24 protein-coding genes and 1 tRNA gene are annotated in these 22,188 nt (G+C 48.0%); 12 read left to right on the top strand and 13 right to left on the bottom strand.

Annotated features, from left to right (window positions below; translation table 11 throughout):
• Positions 1-10: 10 nt before the first annotated feature.
• The 5 genes from AKN87_RS08090 to AKN87_RS08070 all read right to left on the bottom strand — a co-directional run bounded on the left by AKN87_RS08090 (position 11) and on the right by AKN87_RS08070 (position 4,199).
• Positions 11-86, bottom strand: a tRNA-Phe gene (locus tag AKN87_RS08090).
• 91 nt (positions 87-177) lie between these two features.
• Positions 178-450 (bottom strand): oxidative damage protection protein, encoded by a 273-nt coding sequence (locus AKN87_RS08085; protein WP_053100637.1) that lies wholly within the window; start codon positions 448-450, stop codon positions 178-180.
• Entirely contained in the window at positions 447-1,511 is a 1,065-nt protein-coding gene (gene mutY, locus AKN87_RS08080) for an A/G-specific adenine glycosylase (protein WP_053103096.1), read from the bottom strand. The genes AKN87_RS08085 and mutY overlap by 4 nt, the downstream gene beginning before the upstream one ends.
• A complete protein-coding gene (locus tag AKN87_RS08075) occupies positions 1,508-3,772 on the bottom strand; it encodes an AsmA family protein (RefSeq protein ID WP_053103095.1) in 2,265 nt (754 codons plus the stop codon). Before AKN87_RS08075 ends, mutY begins: the two co-directional genes overlap by 4 nt.
• A 25-nt stretch (positions 3,773-3,797) precedes the next feature.
• A complete protein-coding gene (locus AKN87_RS08070) occupies positions 3,798-4,199 on the bottom strand; it encodes an acetyl-CoA sensor PanZ family protein (protein WP_053100634.1) in 402 nt (133 codons plus the stop codon).
• 190 nt (positions 4,200-4,389) lie between these two features.
• Here AKN87_RS08070 and hisB point away from each other — a divergent pair, with 190 nt between their 5' ends.
• From hisB to hisF, 4 genes are all read left to right on the top strand, one after another.
• Positions 4,390-4,983, top strand: a complete 594-nt coding sequence (gene hisB, locus AKN87_RS08065) for an imidazoleglycerol-phosphate dehydratase HisB (RefSeq protein ID WP_053100633.1) — start codon at positions 4,390-4,392, stop codon at positions 4,981-4,983.
• Complete coding sequence (gene hisH / locus AKN87_RS08060; protein ID WP_053103094.1) at positions 4,983-5,618, top strand: imidazole glycerol phosphate synthase subunit HisH; 636 nt, start codon at positions 4,983-4,985, stop codon at positions 5,616-5,618. Before hisB ends, hisH begins: the two co-directional genes overlap by 1 nt.
• 22 nt (positions 5,619-5,640) lie before the next feature.
• On the top strand, positions 5,641-6,375 hold the full coding sequence (gene hisA, locus AKN87_RS08055) for a 1-(5-phosphoribosyl)-5-[(5-phosphoribosylamino)methylideneamino]imidazole-4-carboxamide isomerase (RefSeq protein ID WP_053100631.1): 735 nt from the start codon (positions 5,641-5,643) through the stop codon (positions 6,373-6,375).
• Positions 6,376-6,439: 64 nt separating this feature from the next.
• Positions 6,440-7,219: an imidazole glycerol phosphate synthase subunit HisF gene (gene hisF / locus AKN87_RS08050; protein ID WP_053103093.1), complete on the top strand. Its 780-nt coding sequence runs from the start codon at positions 6,440-6,442 to the stop codon at positions 7,217-7,219.
• A 92-nt stretch (positions 7,220-7,311) separates the two neighbouring features.
• Here hisF and AKN87_RS08045 read toward each other — a convergent pair whose 3' ends face one another.
• The 4 genes from AKN87_RS08045 to gpmI all read right to left on the bottom strand — a co-directional run bounded on the left by AKN87_RS08045 (position 7,312) and on the right by gpmI (position 12,345).
• The gene (locus tag AKN87_RS08045) at positions 7,312-7,767 is read right to left on the bottom strand and encodes a hypothetical protein (protein ID WP_053103092.1); all 456 of its coding nucleotides are present in this window, start codon (positions 7,765-7,767) and stop codon (positions 7,312-7,314) included.
• 165 nt (positions 7,768-7,932) lie between these two features.
• Positions 7,933-9,279, bottom strand: a complete 1,347-nt coding sequence (locus AKN87_RS08040; protein WP_053103091.1) for a S41 family peptidase — start codon at positions 9,277-9,279, stop codon at positions 7,933-7,935.
• A 29-nt stretch (positions 9,280-9,308) separates the two neighbouring features.
• Positions 9,309-10,727 (bottom strand): murein hydrolase activator EnvC family protein, encoded by a 1,419-nt coding sequence (locus tag AKN87_RS08035; RefSeq protein WP_080995585.1) that lies wholly within the window; start codon positions 10,725-10,727, stop codon positions 9,309-9,311.
• 82 nt (positions 10,728-10,809) lie between these two features.
• A complete protein-coding gene (gene gpmI / locus AKN87_RS08030) occupies positions 10,810-12,345 on the bottom strand; it encodes a 2,3-bisphosphoglycerate-independent phosphoglycerate mutase (protein WP_053103089.1) in 1,536 nt (511 codons plus the stop codon).
• 144 nt (positions 12,346-12,489) lie between these two features.
• Between gpmI and AKN87_RS08025 the strand changes: the two genes are divergently transcribed.
• From AKN87_RS08025 to hslR, 4 genes are all read left to right on the top strand, one after another.
• On the top strand, positions 12,490-12,903 hold the full coding sequence (locus AKN87_RS08025; RefSeq protein WP_053101922.1) for a rhodanese-like domain-containing protein: 414 nt from the start codon (positions 12,490-12,492) through the stop codon (positions 12,901-12,903).
• Position 12,904: 1 nt separating this feature from the next.
• A complete protein-coding gene (grxC, locus tag AKN87_RS08020; protein ID WP_053103088.1) occupies positions 12,905-13,159 on the top strand; it encodes a glutaredoxin 3 in 255 nt (84 codons plus the stop codon).
• A gap of 52 nt (positions 13,160-13,211) precedes the next feature.
• Positions 13,212-13,694 carry a protein-export chaperone SecB gene (gene secB / locus AKN87_RS08015; RefSeq protein ID WP_053100624.1) on the top strand — a complete coding sequence of 161 codons (483 nt, stop codon included), beginning with the start codon at positions 13,212-13,214 and terminating at the stop codon, positions 13,692-13,694.
• Between the two features lie 206 nt (positions 13,695-13,900).
• Positions 13,901-14,287, top strand: coding sequence for a ribosome-associated heat shock protein Hsp15 (gene hslR / locus AKN87_RS08010; RefSeq protein WP_053100623.1), 387 nt, complete (start codon positions 13,901-13,903; stop codon positions 14,285-14,287).
• A gap of 12 nt (positions 14,288-14,299) precedes the next feature.
• Here the strand turns inward: hslR and AKN87_RS08005 are convergent, their stop codons facing one another.
• From AKN87_RS08005 to AKN87_RS07995, 3 genes are all read right to left on the bottom strand, one after another.
• Entirely contained in the window at positions 14,300-14,494 is a 195-nt protein-coding gene (locus AKN87_RS08005; protein ID WP_053103087.1) for a hypothetical protein, read from the bottom strand.
• 234 nt (positions 14,495-14,728) lie between these two features.
• Complete coding sequence (metK, locus tag AKN87_RS08000) at positions 14,729-15,919, bottom strand: methionine adenosyltransferase (protein ID WP_053100621.1); 1,191 nt, start codon at positions 15,917-15,919, stop codon at positions 14,729-14,731.
• 37 nt (positions 15,920-15,956) lie between these two features.
• Positions 15,957-16,937 (bottom strand): ArsR/SmtB family transcription factor, encoded by a 981-nt coding sequence (locus AKN87_RS07995; RefSeq protein WP_053103086.1) that lies wholly within the window; start codon positions 16,935-16,937, stop codon positions 15,957-15,959.
• A 148-nt stretch (positions 16,938-17,085) separates the two neighbouring features.
• On the opposite strand from AKN87_RS07995, the gene AKN87_RS07990 reads away from it, so the two are divergent.
• The 4 genes from AKN87_RS07990 to lysM all read left to right on the top strand — a co-directional run bounded on the left by AKN87_RS07990 (position 17,086) and on the right by lysM (position 21,249).
• The gene (locus AKN87_RS07990) at positions 17,086-18,519 is read left to right on the top strand and encodes a coniferyl aldehyde dehydrogenase (protein WP_053103085.1); all 1,434 of its coding nucleotides are present in this window, start codon (positions 17,086-17,088) and stop codon (positions 18,517-18,519) included.
• A gap of 8 nt (positions 18,520-18,527) precedes the next feature.
• Entirely contained in the window at positions 18,528-19,070 is a 543-nt protein-coding gene (locus AKN87_RS07985; RefSeq protein ID WP_053103084.1) for a twin-arginine translocation signal domain-containing protein, read from the top strand.
• Positions 19,071-19,073: 3 nt separating this feature from the next.
• Positions 19,074-20,666 carry a GMC family oxidoreductase gene (locus tag AKN87_RS07980; protein ID WP_053103083.1) on the top strand — a complete coding sequence of 531 codons (1,593 nt, stop codon included), beginning with the start codon at positions 19,074-19,076 and terminating at the stop codon, positions 20,664-20,666.
• A 133-nt stretch (positions 20,667-20,799) separates the two neighbouring features.
• Complete coding sequence (gene lysM / locus AKN87_RS07975; protein WP_053100616.1) at positions 20,800-21,249, top strand: peptidoglycan-binding protein LysM; 450 nt, start codon at positions 20,800-20,802, stop codon at positions 21,247-21,249.
• A gap of 68 nt (positions 21,250-21,317) precedes the next feature.
• On the opposite strand, the gene AKN87_RS07970 is transcribed toward lysM, so the two are convergent.
• Positions 21,318-21,782, bottom strand: coding sequence for a c-type cytochrome (locus tag AKN87_RS07970; protein ID WP_053103082.1), 465 nt, complete (start codon positions 21,780-21,782; stop codon positions 21,318-21,320).
• Positions 21,783-22,188: the final 406 nt, after the last annotated feature.

Below are 22,188 nucleotides of genomic sequence, written 5' to 3'. Positions count from 1 at the left end.
CTTTGAAATATGGTGCCTTGGGACGGAATCGAACCGCCGACACGAGGATTTTCAATCCTCTGCTCTACCGACTGAGCTACCAAGGCAATGGAGCGGTATTTAATAGTAAAACCTTTTGGCTGTCAACCCTTTATTTAAGAAAATCTTAAATAATTGCAAAATACCGCTGTTTTTAGCTTAAGCAGTAGGTGGAACATAGCCTTCTGCCTGAGCAAACTCTTCACCAGAGAAGAACTTATCCATTTCTGCCATTAAGAATTTTCGGTCTTCGGCATTCATCATGTTCAGGTGGCGCTCGTTAATAATCATGGTTTGATGGGCTTGCCATTCATCCCAAGCTTGCTGAGAAATATTATTGAATAAATCCTCGCCTTTTGCACCTGGAAAAGGCGCTCGGGCTAGACCTGGTAATTGTTTGTGGTGCTTACGGCATTGAACCATGCGAGTCATTGAGTTTCTCCAAGCTGTTTAAAGGTTTGTTTTAACAATTTTTTAACCGGTGCAGCAAAGCCAAGACGAGCTGCTTGCTTGGGGTTATACCAAAGCCAGTCTGCTTCGGCTACTGCTGGATGCTGTTGCACATGAATCAACTGCGGCTGAATTAGCAGCTGAAAATGGCTAAACACATGTTTAATAGGAGGCAAGGCTGTGCCTTGATCTAACAGGGTCAGTTGCTGCCGTTGAGCAAAGCTACTTAGCTGGGATAACTGCTCTAATTCTGGCAGGCTCCATAGCCCGCCCCATAACCCTGTTGAAGGGCGGCGATAAAGCAAGACTTGTTGCTGCGGATTAACAAAGAGCAGCATATGGGTGTGCTTACTGGGATTTTGTTTTTTCGGCTTGGGCTCAGGAAACGCTGTGGGCGTACCCCGTTGGTAAGCTAAACAATGGCTATGTAGTGGGCAGGCTAAGCAATCAGGCTGGCTGCGAGTGCAGAGCGTAGCGCCTAGATCCATCATGGCTTGGGTATAGTGATGCACCCGCTGCTGTGGGGTTAGCTGTTCGGCCAGTGCCCACAGTTGCTTGGCGACGCTGGCTTGGCCAGGATAACCAGATTGTGCACTAAAGCGGGCTAATACCCGTTTTACATTGCCATCTAAAATGGGTGCACGAATTTGCATGCTTAAACTTAAAATAGCGCCAGCGGTGGAGCGGCCAATGCCGGGTAAAGCCTCTAGTTCCGCCAGTGTTTGTGGAAAAACTCCAGCATAGTTAGTAACAATTAATTGAGCGGTTTTGTGTAAGTTGCGCGCGCGCGAGTAGTAACCTAATCCCGTCCACAGGTGTAGCACCTCATCCTCATCGGCTGCTGCCAGCGCTTCTACATTGGGAAACTGCTGCATAAAACGGCTAAAGTAGCCAAGCACTGTACTGACCTGGGTCTGCTGCAGCATGACCTCAGATACCCAGACCCGATAAGGGGTTACCTCTTGCTGCCAAGGTAAATGCTTGCGTCCATGCAGGTCATACCAAGCCAAAACAGCTTGGGCAAAGTCGAAGCCTTTACTCACTTAAATAACCCTTTAAGCGCCTCTTGCAGCTCGGGTGGCGCTTTATCTTTTAATTTTTTATCTAGCTGCTGTTGTAGTTTGTGACTTAGCTCCTGGCTGGCTGATTGTTTCAGCAAATGGCCGAGTCGTTCTTGATCAAAGCGACAGGATTTGGCTGCTAACTCGAGCGGGCCTTGACAATGAAATGGCCACTCAATTGCAGCAATTCGTGGATTAACCTGGCAAGCTGGATCCGGCATAGGGCGTTGATCGCCTAACAGCTTAAGGCCTAGTTGATAGTTCAATGTGAGCTGATTTAAATCCACATCGCCTTTGCCGTTGGCTTTTAAGCCGGGCAGGCTAACGACTACATTTTGGCTATGGGCAATGCCCTGTTTAATTTGCAGGCTACCGCTGATCTGATTAAATGCGGTGTGTTGCTGGGTAGAAGCCAATTTGCTGGGGGTTTTGCGATTAAGCGCGGCAATGCCTAAGCACAGCTGCTGATCGAGGTTGGTATCGCGTAACTGGCCATTATGCAGCTCGAAGCTGTACTGACCTTGTAACTGTTTGATCCACTGTTGCTGGCTACTGCCTTGGGTGCTCAAGGTGGCCGAGTTATCTAAATTACCGGTCAGCGTCACTGGTTTATTGAGGGCAGTTAATACAGGCTCTAACGGCAGGTGAACAATTTTGGATTGCAGCTTAAGTTGTGGGATTTCTGCTTGCTGGTTGAGGCTAGCACTGGCGGTTAAGCTGCCACCAAAAAGTTGCGCATAAAATTGCTCAAGGTTAACAATGTTGTGTTTAGCCGTTGCTTGCAGATTGAGATTTTTCAATGGCAACTGTTGGTAAGTCAGGCTACCCAGTTGCAGATCTGCCTTTAAATCCAATGCCGCTAAACTATGGATGGGCAGTACACTCTGGGAGTCCCAGTGATAAGCCGCGGCAGTCGCAGGTGCCGCTGTTGAATTGATAGCAGCAGCGCTAGGAGTGTTTTCTAGTTGCTGTTGAATTGCTTGTTGGCGCTCGGCATTAGCTGGATTAGTTTGGCTTAGTAAGTACTGATCAAGATTAAGCTGATCGCCTTGGAGTGAGAGAGTTAAGTTGGGCTGCTCGCTACTTGGTAAATAGCTGATACTGCCAGTAAGCTGGGTGTTATCTAGCGCTAAGGTTAAATCCGTGGCGCTAAACTCAGGATAGGTTCCTTGTAGCTTGCCGAACAAACTCACTTGGCTAAAAGCCGTAGGTGCAAGGGTGGTCGGTAAGGGGCGACCAATACTGCGTAAAAAATCTTGGGCATTAAAGGTTGGAATATTTAGCGAGCCATTAAGCGTAGGCGCTGTTTTGAGCTGGGTAAGCGCCAGTTCTCCAGAAACTTTTAGTTGGTTGAGAGTGAGGCGTAGTTGCTCCCAGCTAGCGGCGGCTTGATCAGCCTGATAGCTTAAATTACCTCGGGCCAATACTGTCAGAGGTTTATCTAGTAGCAGCTCACCGGTTAGGTCACTTTCTAGTTGCAGGTTTTCCACTAGGTAGCGCTGATTCGAGCGATCAATAGTAGCATCGGCAGTACCAGCAAAGCGGGTGCGTAAATTAGGCTGCTGGACACTGGTAAAACCAGAAAACTTGACTGGAAATTGAGTGTCTTCGCGAATAGCTCCGGTAGTAATTTGTAGGTTTTCAGTGACAAACTGTTGGCCTGTTTGCTGATCTTGATAGCTAATTCGCGCGCTATTGATAATCAAGCTATCAATATCCAGTCGTAGTGGTTTGAGGCGTGATTCAACGGCAGCTGTTGTATTATCAGAGGCGTGCTCTGGCTGCTGTTTGGCTAGTAAGCGCTGTTTATGCTGGGCTTTATGGGTGGCAATTTCTTCTAGAGTTTTACCAATGTATTCCCAGTTACCAATGCCATCGGCGTCGCGGTAGAGCTCAAGATTGAGTCCATCCAGGCGCACATCGCTCATTTGTACTTCTTTTTTTAGCAGCGGTAATACCCGTACCGAGAGCGCTAACAGTTTAACATCGGCAAAGGGTTTGTCTGGTGTGTCCAATGAGGCAATGCGGGTGTCAGTGAGTTCTAACCCTAACCATGGAAAAAGGCTCCAGCCAATATCACCATTGAGCTCAAGCTCAACTTTGCCCTTATCCCGCGCCAGTTGTTGCAGTTGTGCTTTGTAACTATTGGGGTCGACAAAGTGGGTTAACGCAAAACCCGCTGCGATCAGTAAGAGCAGTAAAAATAATAAAAATGCAGCAATAAACTTACCGATGGATTTCACGTTTTAACCTCAGAGTTAGCCTTAGTTAATCATTCTCAAGGATGTCTAATTGATGGCGCAAGGCATAGTTACGCATAATCTGCTCATCTTTTGGCACTATAAATACCAATTTAACCGCCTGCTGTTCACTTTGTTGTTGTAGAACTTCCAGTAAACGCTTCGCTACGCCACGGCGCCAAGTCAGTTGGCGTACGCACAGGTGTGACACTAACCAGCGCTGCGCTTGCTGTTGCACAATCCCCGCACCTAATAGGCGACCATTAAAACGGCAGACCCTTAGTTGTTGCTGCTGCAGAGCGTGTTCAATTAGCTGCTTAACACTGGTAAAGGGCTGCAGCAGTGTGGTGGCTTGCTCTTGGTACAGATCGGTTAGATCTTGCAGGTCTTGGGCACTGGGTTGGGTTAGGGTTTCAATGTAAACAGGCATGGGTGCTCCTTAAAAACTCAGGCTAGTGTAAACCTCAACGCTGCACAGCGGTAGCCGTAGCATGGATTGCTGCTTATAATGCGAGCTTAATTAAAAACGTTAAGCTTTGAGCGATAACGACGCATTACGCTTAAAAAAAGCGTTTTCAACGAAATGGCTTTAGTTAAAAGCCTTGGTGATGGAGCAAAAAATGACCGAGCGTAAAGTTTCAGTTGAACGTAATACCTTAGAAACTCAGGTTAAGGTAACTATTAACCTTGATGGAACCGGTGAAGGACGTTTTGACATTGGTGTGCCTTTTATGGAGCACATGCTCGATCAGATTGCTCGTCATGGCCTTATCGACTTAGATATTCATTGTAATGGTGACTTACATATTGACGATCACCATACCGTTGAGGATGTGGGGATTACCCTAGGCCAAGCTTTTGCTAAAGCGATTGGTGATAAAAAAGGGATTACCCGTTATGGCCACTCCTATGTGCCCATGGATGAGTCATTATCCCGCGTGGCGCTAGATTTTTCTGGTCGTCCAGGTTTATACATGAATGTACCTTACACCCGTGCGCTAGTGGGTGGTTTTGATGTGGATTTATTCCAAGAGTTCTTTCAAGGTTTCGTCAATCATGCCCAGGTGACTTTGCATATTGATAACCTACGCGGCGCCAACACTCACCACCAGATTGAAACTGTGTTTAAGGCTTTTGGTCGTGCCCTGCGGATGGCAATTGAGTTAGATCCGCGGATGGAAGGTCGTATGCCGTCAACTAAAGGTAGCCTTTGATGCAAACCGTTGCCGTAATTGATTACGGCATGGGCAACTTGCACTCGGTGGCTAAGGCGCTAGAAAACGTTGGCGCCCATCGAGTGCTTGTGAGCAGCGATAGCCAAGTCATCCGTGAGGCGGATCGGGTAGTGTTTCCCGGTGTGGGGGCAATTCGTGACTGCATGGCGGAAATTAAGCGTTTAGGCTTTGATCAATTGATTCATGAAGTGAGCCAAGACCGTCCTTTTTTGGGGATTTGTGTTGGCATGCAGGCGTTGTTCGAGCGCAGTGCAGAGAATCAAGGGGTCGAGGGCTTGGCGCTATTTCAAGGCACAGTTGAACAGTTTCAGCCCATTGAAGAGCTAGGTGAGCGCTTAAAAGTACCACATATGGGCTGGAGCCAAGTTGAGCAAACCCTTGCCCATCCCCTGTGGCATTTAATTCCTGATCAGGCACGTTTTTATTTTGTGCATAGCTTTCATGTGCAAGCCGCACAGCCTAAGCAAGTCGCTGGCCGAACTCACTATGGCGTAGACTTTGCTGCAGCAGTCGCTGCTGGCTCGCGATTTGCGGTGCAGTTTCATCCAGAAAAAAGCCAGCAGCCAGGTTTACAGCTATTACAGAATTTCATCCGTTGGGATGGCCGCTATTAAATTTATTTATTGAGTACTTAAGATGTTAATTATTCCGGCAATTGATTTAAAAGATGGCGCTTGTGTGCGTTTGCGTCAGGGTCGTATGGAAGACTCTACGGTGTTTTCTGATGATCCGGTGAGCATGGCCGCGAAATGGGTTGATGCAGGGTGCCGTCGTCTGCATTTAGTCGACTTAAATGGTGCCTTTGAAGGCGAGCCGGTTAATGGTGAAGTGGTTACTGCGATTGCTCAGCGTTATCCCAACTTGCCGATTCAAATTGGTGGCGGGATTCGTACCCTTGAGACCATTGAGCACTATGTGCGCGCCGGGGTGAGTTATGTGATTATCGGCACTAAAGCGGTGAAAGAGCCAGAATTTGTGGCCGAAGCCTGTAAAGCGTTCCCGGGTAAAGTGATTGTTGGCTTGGATGCTAAAGACGGTTTTGTTGCCACTGATGGCTGGGCGGAGGTCAGTGAATTACAAGTGATTGATCTGGCCAAAAAGTTTGAAAGCGATGGCGTGTCATCCATTGTTTATACTGATATTGCCAAAGATGGCATGATGCAAGGTTGTAATGTTGAGGCCACGGCGGCCTTAGCTAATGCCACCAAAATTCCAGTGATTGCCTCGGGTGGCATTCATAATTTGGGTGATATTCAAGCACTATTAGATGCGCGTGCTCCGGGTATTATGGGCGCGATTACGGGCCGGGCGATCTATGAAGGCACCTTAGATGTTGCCGAAGCACAACAACTGTGCGATCAGTTTAAGTAAAGTAGTTTAAGCCCTCGTTAAGTGAGGGCTTTTTTATCGTTAAAAATTGCCGAGGAGCGCAAGCATGGCGTTGGCTAAACGAATTATTCCGTGTTTAGACGTAGAAAATGGCCGAGTAGTGAAAGGCGTAAAATTTGAGAACATCCGTGATGCGGGTGATCCAGTAGAAATTGCCCGCCGTTATAACGAGCAAGGTGCTGATGAAATCACCTTTTTGGATATTACTGCGACCGTTGAAGGCCGTGACACCATGCTGCAAACCGTTGAGCGCATGGCTAGCCAGGTTTTTATTCCGCTGACTGTAGGCGGTGGCGTGCGCACGGTTGAAGATATTCGTAAGCTGCTGAATGCGGGAGCGGATAAGGTTTCAATTAATTCAGCTGCGGTATTTAATCCAGAGTTTGTCAAAGAAGCTGCTGAACACTTTGGTTCGCAGTCGATTGTGGTGGCGATTGATGCCAAGAAGGTTTCAGCTGAGGGCGAAATCCCACGCTGGGAAATATTCACTCACGGTGGACGTAAACCTACTGGTTTAGATGCCGTGGAGTGGGCGCAAAAGATGGAAAGCTACGGTGCAGGCGAGATCTTACTCACTAGCATGGACCAAGATGGTATGAAAAATGGCTTTGATCTAGGCGTGACCCGTGCTGTTAGCGAAGCCGTCAATATTCCGGTGATTGCTTCAGGTGGCGTAGGTAATCTTGAGCACCTTGCCGAAGGTATTTTGGAAGGCAAAGCCGATGCAGTGTTAGCGGCTAGTATTTTCCACTTTGGTGAGCACACAATTCCTGAAGCCAAAGCTTATTTGAAAAGTCGTGGCATTACCGTACGTGAGAACGATTAGCTCTCAAAGTTAAAACAACAATAAAAAACCGAGGGTAATCCTCGGTTTTTTATTGGATAACTGTGCTGGAGACTCCAGTTAAAGTGAGGCTTTTAGTGAAAGCGAATACTGGTTGGATCTTTTGGATCGACTAACAGTAAAAAACACTCGCCTCTTTTGATCTCAGCTAACGCGGAATGCGGAGTAATTTGTTTGAGCTCGGTTCGATAGTCTTGACCTTTAAAATGATAATCCAGCGTAATTTTTAGCATCGGCATACGGTTGACATAAACCGATGTATCTTGCACGGAGTAAATGCAGCCTTTGGTAGGGATACCGTGTTCGGCTAGGTATTGCTGCTGCTTTGGCAGATCAATAAACAGGGGCTTAGAAATCAAAAAATGGATGGCCAAACTGCCAATAAATAATGTAGGGAGCAGTAAGCTACCCAGTAGCGTGGGTGGCGCTTGGCGCAGCTGTCGCCAAGCAAACCAAGCAATGCCGAGCGCAATCCATAAAAAAGCACGGGTACTCACCCAGACCAATACTAGGCTAATAGTTTCTAACATCACATTACCTTTCTATAGCTGCTATTTAGTAGCGAACGTTGAGTGACTTAGGGCCTTTGGTCTGAGTGCTTAAGTGGTCAATAGTTCGCTAGGTTTCAATAGCAGCAGCCAAGGTGAAGAGCCTTGGCTGAGTAAGACGCTAGTGTTAGCTAAATAGCGTTGTCACTATTTTTTGATGTGTGAGGTTAGATTTAAGCCTTTGAGCAAGTTTAAAGCTTGCGCCAGTTGGTAGTCTTCATCCTGTGGGCGTGCTTCACGAGCTTTAACTGAGCTCGAAGAGCGTTCCTCAGCACCGCTAGCATTGCCTAGGTGACGAGCAAGGTCAGCCTCACGTAAGCCTTGAGGGCTTTGTTCGAGGGTGACTTTAGCGCGCTCAACTTCAATATCTGGAATAATTCCTTGAGCTTGGATCGAGCGCCCGTTCGGAGTGTAGTAGAGGGCGGTAGTGAGCTTTAAACCGCGCTCATTATTGAGTGGCAGCACCGTCTGCACCGAACCCTTACCAAAGCTGTCGGTTCCCATCACCACTGCTCGTTTATGATCTTGTAAAGCACCTGCCACAATTTCTGATGCAGAAGCACTGCCACCGTTAATTAACACCACAATTGGTACTCGGTGGCTGTATTGCTTTTGCGTAGCGCTAAAGCTCAGGTCACTGTTAGGGAAGCGCCCCTTGGTGTACACAATAAGACCACTATCAATAAATAAGTCAGTTACCTCAACCGCCGCTTGTAACACCCCGCCCGGGTTATTGCGGAGATCTAATACTAAACCTTTTAATGCCTGGGCTTTGTTTTCGCTGCGTAGTTGCATTAAGGCTTTTTCTACTTCTTTACCGGTATTAACCTGGAACTGGCTAATACGAATTAAGCCGTAGCCTTGATCCAGTAACTGATGGCGTACACTGCGTGTTTTGATTACTGCCCGCTCAAGGGTGAGATCAAAAGGAGTGCCGCCTTCACGAACAATGGTCAGGGTGATTTTGCTGTTAGGTTTGCCGCGCATTTTATTGACGGCATCCATAATCGATAGGCCTTTGGTAGGCTGCCCATCAATCTTAATAATCAGGTCGCCGGCTTCAATTCCGGCTTTGGCCGCAGGGGTGTCATCAATTGGGGTGACAACCTTGAGTAAGCCGTCTTCAGTACCTACCTCAATACCTAGTCCACCAAACTCGCCACTGGTGCTTTCGGTGACATCTCGAAAAGCTTCTGGTTCTAAATAGGCTGAATGGGGATCAAGGTTGCTGAGCATGCCTTTGATGGCATTTTCTAATAGGGTTTTGTCATCAATGGGTTCAACGTAAGCGGTTTTGATTCGCTCAAAAACCTCGGCAAAGGTGCGTAGCTCATCAAGCGGTACAGACGCGGGCACCTGTTGCATTGGCGCTGCTGTGGCTGGCTTAGATGATTGAGCGTTAGGAGGTTGAGCTGCAAACGCCGCGGGGAAACCTGCAGCTACAGTTAGCGACAGGCTTAAGCTGAGCGAAAGTAAAGGACGTTTATGCAGCATATTATCAATTCCTAAAGTTAACAGAAGGCTTAGCCTTGACGTTTGAACCATTGTGCAGGGTCCGTAGCACGACCTTGTTGGCGGATGGCAAAGTATAATGCGCTAGTGGTGTGACCACCACTGTTGCCGACAGTTGCAAGGGTTTGTCCAGCTTGCACAGTATCGCCAACGTGGCTCATTAAGCTTTGGTTATGACCATACAAAGACAAATAACCGTCGCCATGGTCAACAATTACCAGTAGTCCCGCTCCCCGTAACCAGTCAGCAAATACCACTCGACCAGAGTGCACTGCCCGCACTGGGGTGCCAGCTTGGGCACTAATTAAGAGGCCATCCCATTTGCTACGGGTATCATTGCGGGGGCTACCAAAGCGCGCTGCGACAGTGCCTTGCACTGGCCAAGGTAACTGACCACGTCGCGTTGCAAAAGGCGCACCTTTAGGCACGCTAAACGACTGTGGCTTGGCTACCGCTACTGGTGCGGTGGTTGCGGGCGGGGTGGCCTTGGCAGTAACAACAGGTGGAGTGGAGTGTTTTTTTTCTGGCTCGACAATCACAGTGGCTGGTTTAGGCGACTCGGCAAGCTGAGTCGTTTGTGCAGCTTGCTGTTGAGCTAAACGTTGCTGGCGTGCTTGCTCCTGACGTTCGGCGGCTTGCTGGGCTAAACGTTCGCGGGCTAGTCGCTGTTGCTCTTCTAAGCGCTTTTGCTCTGCTAACAGTCGGGCCCGTTCTTGACGGGCAATTTCTGCCTCAATTTTGACCAAGACTTGCTCTAGTTCTTGTTGGTCACGTTGCTTGCGGGTAATTGCTGATTGATGTTTTTTTTGCTCGGCGGTTAGTGCAGCTACTTTTTGTTGCCGTTGCTGGCGTACCGTGGCGAGTTTTTTATGCTGCTCAGCTAAGGATTGTTCTTGCTGGGCTAATAATTGGGATTGATTTAAAATGCCTACTTCAACTTCTTGCAGCTGCTGGGTTAAGGCTTGAAAGGCTTGAATTTGTTGTTGACGAGCTTGGGTCAAGTATTGGTAATAAGTCAGATGACGCATCACCCGCTCAGGTGACTCTTGGTTAAGCAGTAGCTTAAGCGGCTCATGGCGTCCGGCTTGTTGCGCGGCGCGGGCCTGCTTGGCAATTAATTGCTGTTGTGCTTGTTGCTGTTGTTGCAGCTGCTGTTTTTCTGCTGCGAGCTTGCGTAACTCTTGCTCACTTTCGCGTTTTTGTTGCTCGAGGGTTTTGAGTTCTTTTTCCAGTTGGCCAATTTGCGTTTCAGTTTCCTTTAAGGCTTTTTGCTCGGCGGTACGCTGGGCTTGTACCTGATTGAGCAGTTTTTTAAATTGGGCAATGTCTTGCTGTACCTGATTAACACGTCGCTGTGTTTGTTGGCGCTCATCGGCTTGGGCAAAGCTTGTGGTGAAAACGATTAACGCGGCTAAAGCAATACGCAACATCATGTTAAATGCCCTGTGCATCGGTGAGTGAAACCCAGGCCAAGGTTGCAGTGGTTTCAGCAGCCTTGGCCAGAGCGACTAATTACTTAAGTTCAACGATTGGAGTTCCGGTCATTTCTTCAGGAATTGGCAATCCCATTAAGTTCAGCATTGTTGGTGCCACGTCGGCTAGCACGCCATGCTCGCGAATCTGTGCTGGGCGCTGACCAACATAGATAAAGGGTACTGGCTCGCAGGTGTGGGCCGTGTGGGCTTGCCCGGTATGCTCATCTTGCATTTGCTCAACGTTACCGTGGTCTGCGGTAATTAGCGCTTCACCGCCTACTTTTTCCAGTGCTGTGACAATGCGTTTTAGGCACTCATCTAAGCACTCTACGGCCTTAACTGCAGCTGAGAAAACACCCGTATGGCCGACCATATCGCCGTTAGCGTAGTTTGCGATGATCACGTCATATTGCTGTTGCTCAATAGCCTCGACAATACGATCGGTGACTTCTGGAGCGCTCATTTCTGGTTGTAGATCATAGGTGGCAACCGCTGGCGATTGAATCAGCACCCGCTCTTCACCTGCAAACGGCTCTTCACGACCGCCGGAGAAAAAGAAGGTTACGTGAGCATATTTTTCAGTTTCGGCAATTCGTAATTGGGTTTTACCTTGGTTGGCAAGGTACTCACCGAGTACGTTAGTCAGTGCTGATGGCGCAAAGGCGCAGCTGGTTTGGATGCTGGCTGCATACTGGGTCAGCATCACAAAGTCGGCTAAAGCCGGTACACGCTGACGCTCAAACTCAGCAAAGTTAGCCTCGGTAAAGCAACGGGTTAACTCGCGAGCACGGTCGGCGCGAAAGTTCATGAAAATCACCGCATCGCCATCGTTTACCGGGGCCGGCTGCCCAATTTGAGTGGCTTTAACGAACTCATCATTTTCATCACGGGCATAGGCTTGAGTTAATCCTTCGGCCGCGCTTGCAGCAGTGAACTGAGGCTCGGCATCCACAATTAAACGCCAAGCTTGTGCGACGCGATCCCAGCGATTATCACGATCCATTGCATAGTAACGACCAATCAAACTGGCAAAACGGCCTTTACCTACTTTGGCGAAGTGTTGCTCTAAGGTGTTGATATAGCTTTCGGCGCTACGTGGTGGGGTGTCGCGACCATCTAAAAAGGCGTGCAGATAAATGCTTTCGGCTCCGCGCTGGGCGGCTAAGTCAATCATCGCCATGATATGGTCTTGGTGGCTGTGTACACCACCATCAGACAGTAAGCCCATAATATGCACGGCTTTATTGGCCGCCACGGCTTTATCAACCGCTTGGGTGAGGGCCGGATTGCTAAAGAAGTCACCGTCTTGAATGGCTTTAGCAATTCGCGTTAATTCTTGATATACCACGCGGCCAGCGCCAAGGTTCATATGACCTACTTCGGAGTTACCCATTTGTCCATCAGGCAAACCCACATCCATACCACTTCCTGAAATTAAGCCATGTGGGTAGGTGGCACGTAAGTGATCATAAAAGGGCGTATTGGCATGGTAAATCGCATTAGAATCTGGAGATTCACTGTGACCAAAGCCATCTAAAATAATCAGTGCTAAAGGTTTAGGTGTTGTGGACATGGAAATAACTCACCAAAATGCATATAAATAATGCTGCAGTTTAACGCGCTTATGGCTAATCGTCATGCTTCTAGGTACAGACAGCGTGGAGGATTGTATATAATGCGCTGAATCTTACTCCTAGGTGTACATTTTATTATGGCGATGTTTACGCAAATTTTAGAGTTTCTAGCAAATCACTACATTCTGAGTGGTACGTTTCTCTTATTATTAATCTTGTTAATCGTGCAAAGTTCGCGACGTTCGGGGAAAAACCTAACCAGCAGCCAGTTAACAGCACTGGTTAACCGTGATCAGGCGGTGGTGCTTGATATTCGTGCGAAGAAAGATTTTGAGAGCGGCCATATTGTGGATGCGATCAATATTCCCACTGACGCTTTGAAAACGCGTATGGGGGAGCTGCAGAAATATCAAGATAAATTATTAGTGATTGTGTGTGCTTCTGGGGTCAACGCGGGAAGCGCTGCGGCCGAATTGCAAAAAGCAGGTTATCAGGTAGCGCGTTTAGCCGGTGGTATGACAACATGGCGTAACGATAATTTGCCAGTGGTGAAGTGATATGCAACAGGTTTTGATTTACTCCAGCGATTTTTGCCCATTTTGCCGTCGGGCAAAACAGCTACTTGAGCAAAAAGGCGTGGTTTATGAAGAAATTAACGTCGATAAAGTACGTGGCTCACGGAAAGAAATGGCAGAAAAAGCAGGGCGCACCAGCGTGCCACAGATCTGGATTGGTGAGACCCATGTGGGTGGTTGCGATGACTTATATGCATTGCAGCAGGCGGGTAAACTCGATGCTTTATTGCAAGGCTAGTGGGTTAGCCTGCGAGTGAATGATTTAATTTAACGATTTAAGGAAAATAATAATGAGTGAAGAGAATAATCAGGCAGCAGCTGAGCAGCAAGCACCACAGTTTTCCCTGCAACGGGTTTATGTCAAAGACTTATCCTTTGAAGCACCGAAAAGCCCAGAGATTTTTCGTGCCGCTTGGGAGCCAGCGGTCGGTTTAGAGCTAAACACTAGTCAGAGTAATATTGGCGATGACTTCTACGAGGTAGTGTTAACCCTGACGGCAACGGTTAAAACCGGTGAAGAAGTGGCCTTTATTGCTGAAGTGCAGCAAGCGGGTATTTTCTTAATTCAAGGCTTAGAAGAAGCTGCAATGAGTCATACTTTGGGCTCGTTCTGTCCTTCAATTTTATTCCCTTATGCCCGTGAAGCTTTAGATAGCGTGGTGATTAAGGGATCCTTCCCGGCCCTAATGTTAGCGCCAGTCAACTTTGATGCCCTGTACGCCCAAGAGTTAGAGCGCATGCAGGCGCAACAGACCAGTAGCGAGTTACAGTAAGCACTCAAGGCTGCAATAGAGTGTTAATAAGCCGCGTATTGCTTTTAAGTGATGCGCGGCTTTTTATTGTGCAGCTTAATAGTTTGTTGTCTCTTGCACCTATTCAGCGCAAGTGATTAAGTGTGCTGCACAGCTGTCCTTTGAATTGATAGTGTCGATTGCTAGCATGCACTGCTAGATAACTGTGCGTGGTTTAGAGGTGGAGAGTGGCAGAAGAAAAAGTCCGTTTAGATAAGTGGTTGTGGGCGGCACGTTTTTATAAAACACGTAACCTAGCCAAAGAAGCGATTGAGGGTGGCAAGGTGCATCATCAAGGTCAGCGCTGTAAACCTGCAAAAACGCCTAGTGTCGGTGAAGAGTATGTGGTGCGCACCGGCTACGATGAGCGCACTGTCGTAGTAAAAGCCTTATCTGGCGTGCGGCGCGGCGCACCTGAAGCACAACTGTTATATCAGGAAACTGCCGAGAGCATCGCCAAACGCGAGCAAGCGGCAAATTTACGTAAAGCTGGCGCACTGGGCTTGCAAACCGATGGCCGACCAACTAAAAAGCAGCGGCGCCAGATTCAGCAGTTTAAAGACTTTTTTGACTAACGCTAAAGAGACTTAGGCGCGACTTAGCTGCCATAGCTCGGGATTACTTAAGGCCTTCGTTGGAATATAGCGTGGCTTGCCATTGGCTTCTTCCAGCTCGGTGGTGCCGGCCATTTGATCAACGATTCGGTAGCGTTTACCTAAGGATTTATCCTGTAATGGATAGAGTAGATTGATTTGTTCTGCTAGTTCAAAGAGTGTAGACATACCGCGAGTTCCAACGTCCTGTAATAAATATGAAGTGAGTTAAGTGACTCAACTTTTATACGCGCTTTGGGTTACAAAATGATGAAAAGGTTCCTGTGCGCGCTTAACCTTTGCAGTTACTGTGACTGAGTGCCTGTAGCCTAATCAGGTCTCTTGCTGTGGGCAATAGGACTTAATTGTTATCTAGCCATCAACCAGCCACCAGTGTTTGGTGACTGGTTGATTCGCTATTACTTAGAGGCCAGCGGCAATGCGTAAAGCATCCGCACGATCAACGCGCTCCCATGGGAAGGCGGTAAAGGTGTCGTTACCAACCGTCATTTCATAAGGGTTGCGACCAAAGTGACCGTAAGCTGCGGTGGCTTCGTACATCGGGTGGAGTAAATCCAGCATCGTGGTGATGGCGTAAGGGCGTAAATCAAAGGTGTCACGCACCAGCTTAATAATTTGCTCATCACTGATTTTGCCAGTACCAAAGGTATTCAGCGAGATTGAGGTCGGTTCAGCGACACCAATGGCGTAGGACACCTGAATTTCACAGCGCTCGGCTAAACCTGCGGCGACAATATTTTTAGCCACATAACGGCCAGCATAGGCTGCACTGCGGTCCACTTTGGATGGATCCTTACCAGAGAACGCGCCGCCACCGTGACGCGCCATGCCGCCATAGGTATCAACGATAATTTTACGTCCCGTTAAACCGCAGTCACCTACAGGACCACCAATTACAAAGTTACCGGTTGGGTTGATATGGAACTGGGTGTCTTTGTGCAGTAAGTGTGCAGGGATAGTGTGCTTAACAATCAGCTCCATCACTGCTTCGCGTAAGTCTTTAAGTGAGACCTCAGGATTGTGCTGGGTTGAAAGTACAATTGCGTCAATTCCCACTACCTTGCCATCTTCATAACGGCAGGTTACTTGGCTTTTCGCATCGGGACGTAACCAAGGCAATAAACCACTTTTACGGGCTTCGGCTTGGCGCTCAACTAAACGGTGAGCAAAGGTAATAGGAGCTGGCATCAAAACATCCGTTTCGTTGCTGGCATAACCAAACATTAAGCCTTGGTCACCGGCGCCTTGATCTTCTGGACGGCTGCGGTCGACGCCTTGGGCGATGTCTACCGATTGTTTACCAATGATATTCACGATGCCGCAGGTGGCGCCATCGTAGCCAACATCAGAGCTGTTATAGCCAATATCAACAATCACATCCCGCACCAGCTGTTCAAGGTCGACCCAAGCTGAGGTGGTGATTTCACCGGCAATAATTGCCACGCCGGTTTTTACTAGCGTTTCACAGGCTACGCGGGCTTGCTTATCTTCACTGATAATCGCATCTAAAATAGCATCAGAAATACGGTCAGCAATTTTGTCTGGATGGCCTTCAGAGACAGACTCAGACGTAAAAATAGAATATTCGCTCATATCGGTTCCTTATTCATACCGGAGAGAAAACTGTGCTTCAGGAGTCTGGCTTGGCAAAATGCCGGAGCTGAATCTGAAAGCCATTTTTTAAGCCCAGATAAACACTGTCACTGGGAATAAGTCCTGCGGCGTTGGCCCAAGTGGCCAGTTCTTCCTGGTCAAAGCCTAACCAAAGATCGCCGCAGGCCTGCTTGGCCCAATCTTGGTCGTGGCTACAAAGTTCACTAATAATCAAGCTGCCCTGAGGTTTGACTAAACGCGCCAGTTGTTTAAGGGCTTCGGCAGGCGCTGCAAAGTGGTGCAAGACCATATTGACGATCACACAATGTGCTGGAGCAATAGGATCTTTTAACGCATCGGCCAAAATCAGTTCGACATTTTTTAGTTGTTGCGCTTGGCAGAGTGATTGAGCTAACTCCAGCATGGGCGGACTGTTATCAATCGCCCGTACCCGATGGAAGCGTTGAGCGAGTGCAGGCAGTAATCCACCGTCGCCAGGGCCAACTTCTAATACTTCGGCAGTAGCAGGAAAGTTTAGGGTGTCGAGCAGGGTTAGCAGGCTGTCACTAAACTGGGGCAGGCTGGCAATTAAATCTTGGCGACCTGCAAACTCTTGGCCTACTTTGGCAAAAAACTCTTGGCTGGTCATTGCGCGGTGCTGGTGTACCGCATGAATTCGTTGTTGCAGTGGCTGTTCAATGCTTAAGGCATCAATTTCTTGTAACAACGCACTGTGGAGTTCAAATAAGGGTTGCTGAGGTACCGTGAGCGCACGGCGATAAAAGATCGCATTGCCTTCGCGGCGCGTTGCAACTAAGCCAGCGGTAGCCAGTACCTTTAAATGATGGCTGATACTAGATTGCCCCATGGCAAAAATATGGGCTAACTCTAATACCCCAAAAGAATCATTACTCAGTACCCGTAAAATCAGTAAACGCAACTCATCGCCTGCGGCTTTACAGAAAGCGGCAAGGCTGTCGGGCATTAGACTAAGAGAGCGTTCATTGGTTGGGTTCATGACGCACAGTCTAAGGTGCCTTAAATCGCAACGCAAGATTAATATCGAAAAAAATCGATATAGATCTGTGTGACTTTGGTCGGCTAAAAAAACAGGGCCAACTAGCGTAAAACGGTCATAGATAAGACGATTTTACACAGGTGGTTCTATGCCATTGTCAGAACAACAGCTTGAAGTGCAGCTGCAGGAACTGGACAGTTTATTCAGTCAGCAAAAAAAAGCCTTTAATGCCGATAAAATGCCAACCTATGAGCAGCGCTATCAATGGTTAGATCAGCTCTATCAGCTGTTGTTTGAACATCAAAGCGCTTTGATTAATGCCATTAGCCAAGACTTTAGCCATCGCTCAGCTGATGAAACGCAGCTTGCTGAGTTAATGCCAAGCTTACATGGCATTAACTACGCTAGGCGTCATTTAAAGCATTGGCTAAAACCAAGTAAACGCAAGGTAGGCTTAGCCTTTCAGCCAGCTAAAGCAGAGGTGCATTATCAGCCCTTAGGGTGTGTAGGCATTATTGTGCCGTGGAACTACCCGCTGTTTTTGGCGATTGGACCTTTAACTGCAGCCTTAGCTGCTGGTAATCGGGTGATGCTTAAACTGAGCGAATTCACCCCTGCTACCTCAGCCCTATTGAAACAGTTATTAGAAGATTGTTTCCCTGAAGAGTTAGTCTCGGTGGTGTTAGGCGAGGCGCAAGTGGGCGCGGCATTTTCCGCACTGGCGTTTGATCATTTGCTATTTACTGGCGCCACTTCGGTCGGCAAGCAGGTAATGCGCGCCGCGGCTAATCACTTAACCCCAGTGACCTTAGAGTTGGGGGGCAAGTCACCAGCGATTATTAGTGCCGAGGTTCCGATGCTCGATGCGGTAGAGCGCATCGCGTTTGGCAAGCTATTAAATGCTGGGCAAACCTGTGTGGCGCCTGATTACGTGTTAGTACCTGAAGCTCGTCAGCAAGAATTTATTGAGGCCTATCTGGCGCAAGTTCAACAGTTTTATCCAGCGATTAGTGATAATCCAGACTACAGCGCAATTATTAATCAGCGCCATTTACAGCGCTTACAAGGTTATCTAGATGAGGCTGAACAGCTCGGTGCTACGGTGCTGTATAGCCATCCGTTACCAACGGCCAGCAGTACTGAACGGCGCTTGGTGCCCTCGGTGGTGACCGGGGTTACCGATCAGATGCGGCTGATGCAAGATGAGATTTTTGGCCCGATTCTGCCAGTAGTGCCTTATCAAACCTTAGAGCAAGCTCTAGCTTATATTGAGCAGCGGCCCAGGCCTTTGGCACTTTATTACTTTGGTTATAACCAAGATCAGCAACAGCAGGTACTTGAACAAAGTCATTCAGGTGGTGTGTGCCTGAATGACACCTTGATGCATGTTGCCCAAGAGGATCTACCGTTTGGTGGCATTGGGCCCTCTGGAATGGGGTGTTACCACGGGCATGAAGGGTTTTTAACCTTTAGCCATGCCAAGAGTGTTTTTATTAAGCAGCGCTTTAATGCCGCCAAAGTGATTTATCCACCTTATGGCGGTTGGTTACAAAAGATGGTGAATAAATTTTTTGTCCGTTAGGTGATGCTATGCCAGCTAAAACCCAGCATAAAACGCTTATAACGCGCCGCCGTTTGCTGCAAGCAAGCTTAGTTGGCGGTGCTTTAGCCGTGGGCGGTGGCAGTGCTTATCTGGCATGGGCGCCGACTGAGCCGGTGGCTGAGAGTTATCAATGGTTGCGAGCCTCGGAGGTGCAGCTATTGAGCTATCTCGTGCCGGTAGTGTTAGCAGGTAATCGACCACAGAATTCCAAGCAACTGCAGGACTACTTAACCGCGCTGGATTATAAGCTGCTGCACTTATCTCGGGATAAGGCCGAGCAATTGCGCCAGCTGTTTACGCTGCTTAGTCAGCGTTGGAGTCGTTGGCCATTAACCGGCATTTGGCAAGATTGGTCAGAAATTAGTCCTGAGCAAATCCAAGCGTTTTTACAGCGCTGGCAACACAGCTCGCTAAGTGTATTGGTTATGGGACAAGCGGCGCTGACTCAGCTGCTGTTATTAACCCGTTATAGCCAGTTAGATAGTTGGGCGCATTGTGGGTACCCAGGCCCACCCGATATTTTGGGGTAGGCGATGAGTTTTCCAGATATGTTTTTGCAAGGTATAGCCGCAGGTTGGAATGTACAGCCGGGTACAGAGGTTGATCCGCTGCAGCCAGTGCAGGTTGATGTGGTGGTTGTCGGCTCGGGTGCGGGCGGGGCCACCACGGCAGAGTATTTAGCCGAGGCGGGTTATTCAGTTTTAGTGATTGAGGAAGGCCCTTTAAAAACCAGTAGCGACTTTAAGATGCTTGAGCAGCAAGCTTATTCTGAGTTGTATCAAGAGGGTTTAGGTCGAGTCAGTAAAGATGGTGCAATCACTATTTTGCAGGGACGTGCGGTTGGTGGAACAACTTTAATTAATTGGACTTCTAGCTTTAGAACACCGGAGGCTACGTTACAGCACTGGCAGGATGAGTGGCAGGTCAGTGGATTTAGCCAAGCCGAGTTAGCGCCTTGGTTCGAACGTTTAGAGCAGCGCTTAAATATCGCGCCTTGGGCTGTACCAGCTAATGCAAATAATGCGGTGATTCAACAGGGCTGCGAGGCATTAGGCTGGGACTGGGCCGTGATTCCACGAAATGTAACCCATTGTTTGAATCTGGGTTATTGCGGTATGGGCTGTCCGGCTAATGCTAAGCAATCCATGTTGGTCACTAGTTTGCCAGCGATGTTAAAACAACAAGGGCGATTAATTTATCGCGCCCGAGCTGAGCGTTTAGACATCCAACAGCAACGAGTCACGGGACTTATCTGTCAGCCTTTGGACGAGCAAGCATTGCAGGCGCAGGGACAGCCGTTCAAAGTAGTGGCAAAACATTATGTGCTAGCGGGTGGCAGCATTAACACCCCGGCTTTATTAATGCGCTCGAAAGCGCCAGACCCTTATCAGCGTTGTGGTAAGCGCACATTTTTGCATTTAGTAAATTTCTCGCTGGCGCAATTTACACGAACAATTAATCCATTTTACGGTGCACCGCAATCGGTTTACTCCGATCAGTTTCAATGGCAGGCGGGCGTTACGGGGCCTGTGGGTTATAAACTTGAGGTGCCTCCATTACAGCCTGCTTTTTTAGGCTCGCTATTAACTGCATATGGCCAAGCCCATGCTGAACTGATGGCGCAATTACCACAAACCAACGTCATGCTGTCCTTGCTGCGTGATGGTTTTCATCCAGAAAGTCCAGGTGGCACGGTGCAGCTGAATCGAGACGGAAGTCCAGTACTGGATTATCCGGTAACCGATTATCTATGGGATGGATTACAACGAGCACTGTTGAGTATGGCTGAAATTCAGTTCGCTGCAGGTGCCAAGCAGGTTATGCCTTTGCATACCGATGGCCGTTTGCAAAGGAGTTGGCGCGCGGTACAAGAGCATATTAAAGGCTTAGCTTTGCAGCGTTACAAAATGCGTCTAGGCAGTGCCCATGTGATGGGAGGCTGTAATATGAGCGATGATCCGCGTAAAGGTGTGGTGAATAGTTTGGGTCAACATCATCAGTTGGCTAATCTATCAGTACATGATGGATCGCTATTTCCAACCAGTATTGGTGCTAATCCACAGTTGTCGGTATATGCCATTAGCGCCAAGCTAGCGGCTGGCTTAGCGCAGCGCTTAAGCGCATAAATGCACAGCGAGTAACGGGAACTAGCCGAGTAGTGCAGTGCTCCAATAACTGCAATATAAAATAGGTAAAATAGTTACGGCTAGACCAAACTGGTCGGCAGTAAACACCTTAAACTCTGTATGGGAGAACACAATGGGACTTTTTTCATTCGTCAAAGATGCAGGTACTAAACTTTGGGAATCAGTAGTAGGTTCTGAAGCCCACGCCGCAGAAGCTGAGACCTCATTACGTGAGCACGTCGCAAAAGTAGGCTTAGGTAATCCAGATATTCAGATCAAGGTTGAAGGCGAGAAAGTGATCGTTAGCGGTAATGCGGTCAGCCAAGAAGAGAAAGAAAAGGTGCTGTTAGCCTTAGGTAACGTAGCAGGCGTGAGTGAAGTCGAAGATCACATCAGCGTGCCTAATACTGAGCCAGAGGCGCGTTTTGTTACGGTAAAAGCCGGGGATACGCTCAGTGCAATTGCTAAAGCTGAATACGGCAATGCTAATGCGTATATGAAAATTTTTGAGGCCAACAAACCTATGTTGTCACATCCGGATAAAATTTATCCAGGCCAAGTATTACGTATTCCCCAAGAGTAAGACTTGTGAGACTAAAAAACCGAGCCTAGGCTCGGTTTTTTGTCGCTAGTGCTGCAGACTAAGCGCGCTTATTTCATGCGGTAGTTATCGTGGCAACCTTTGCAGCTAGCGCCAAGATCAGAAAACGCGGTAGTGATTTGCACTTTATCGCCGGCATCTGCCGCCACTTTTAATTCGGTGGCTGCTTTATGGAACGCCATCCCTACTTTGTTTACGCCTTCAGCATCTTGGAACATTTCAGGTTTAACGCGGGTTTTGGTATCGCCAATGCTTTTTTCTGTGCCTGGGCTAAATAAGGCGCCCATGCCTGAGTTGGCAGTGGCAGCGATGCTGTTAGCAGCGGCTTGAACTTGCTCAAGATTCCATGTGGATTCATTTTCCAGCATGCCTTTAATTTTACCTACGTTCCATGCCATAAATGCATAGCCGGCTTTACGGTAGTAAATTTGATCTTCAGGGTCTACTTGGGCTGCGGCCTGAACACTCACGGCTAATGCAATAGCGGCTAAACTGCCTGTCAGTAACTTTTTCATGTTATCTCCTTTCTATTTTTAGAGCTGGAAGCAAGTTGGTATGCTTCTAGTGTGCCTAGGCTTTCATTACTCTTTTATTAAGTAAAGCTAGCAATACCCGCCATAGTATCATTTTGTGTGTTTTAACGGAAAATTAGAGTTACTTTTTTGTTTAGAGTTCGTTTTGTTGGAAGGTTAAATAGCGTTGTTTTTTTAGCAGTAATTTAATGGAAGCTGCTAATTTTTTAAACAATTTCGCATTTTTATAGTCATCTTAAGCCTTATTTGGATTTATTTTAGGTTGTTTGCAGAAATAACTATTTTGCATCTTGAGTGTAGGCGCAGACGCTGCGAGACTGCGCACCTTATTACAGGGGGATTGCTTGATTTTTATGCCCCTGCAAGCCTTATAAACCCTAATCAAATA

The sequence above is a fragment of the Thiopseudomonas alkaliphila genome (genome assembly GCF_001267175.1).
Taxonomy (GTDB): Bacteria; Pseudomonadota; Gammaproteobacteria; order Pseudomonadales; family Pseudomonadaceae; genus Oblitimonas; species Oblitimonas alkaliphila.
This window is presented reverse-complemented; position numbering and strand designations above follow the sequence as displayed.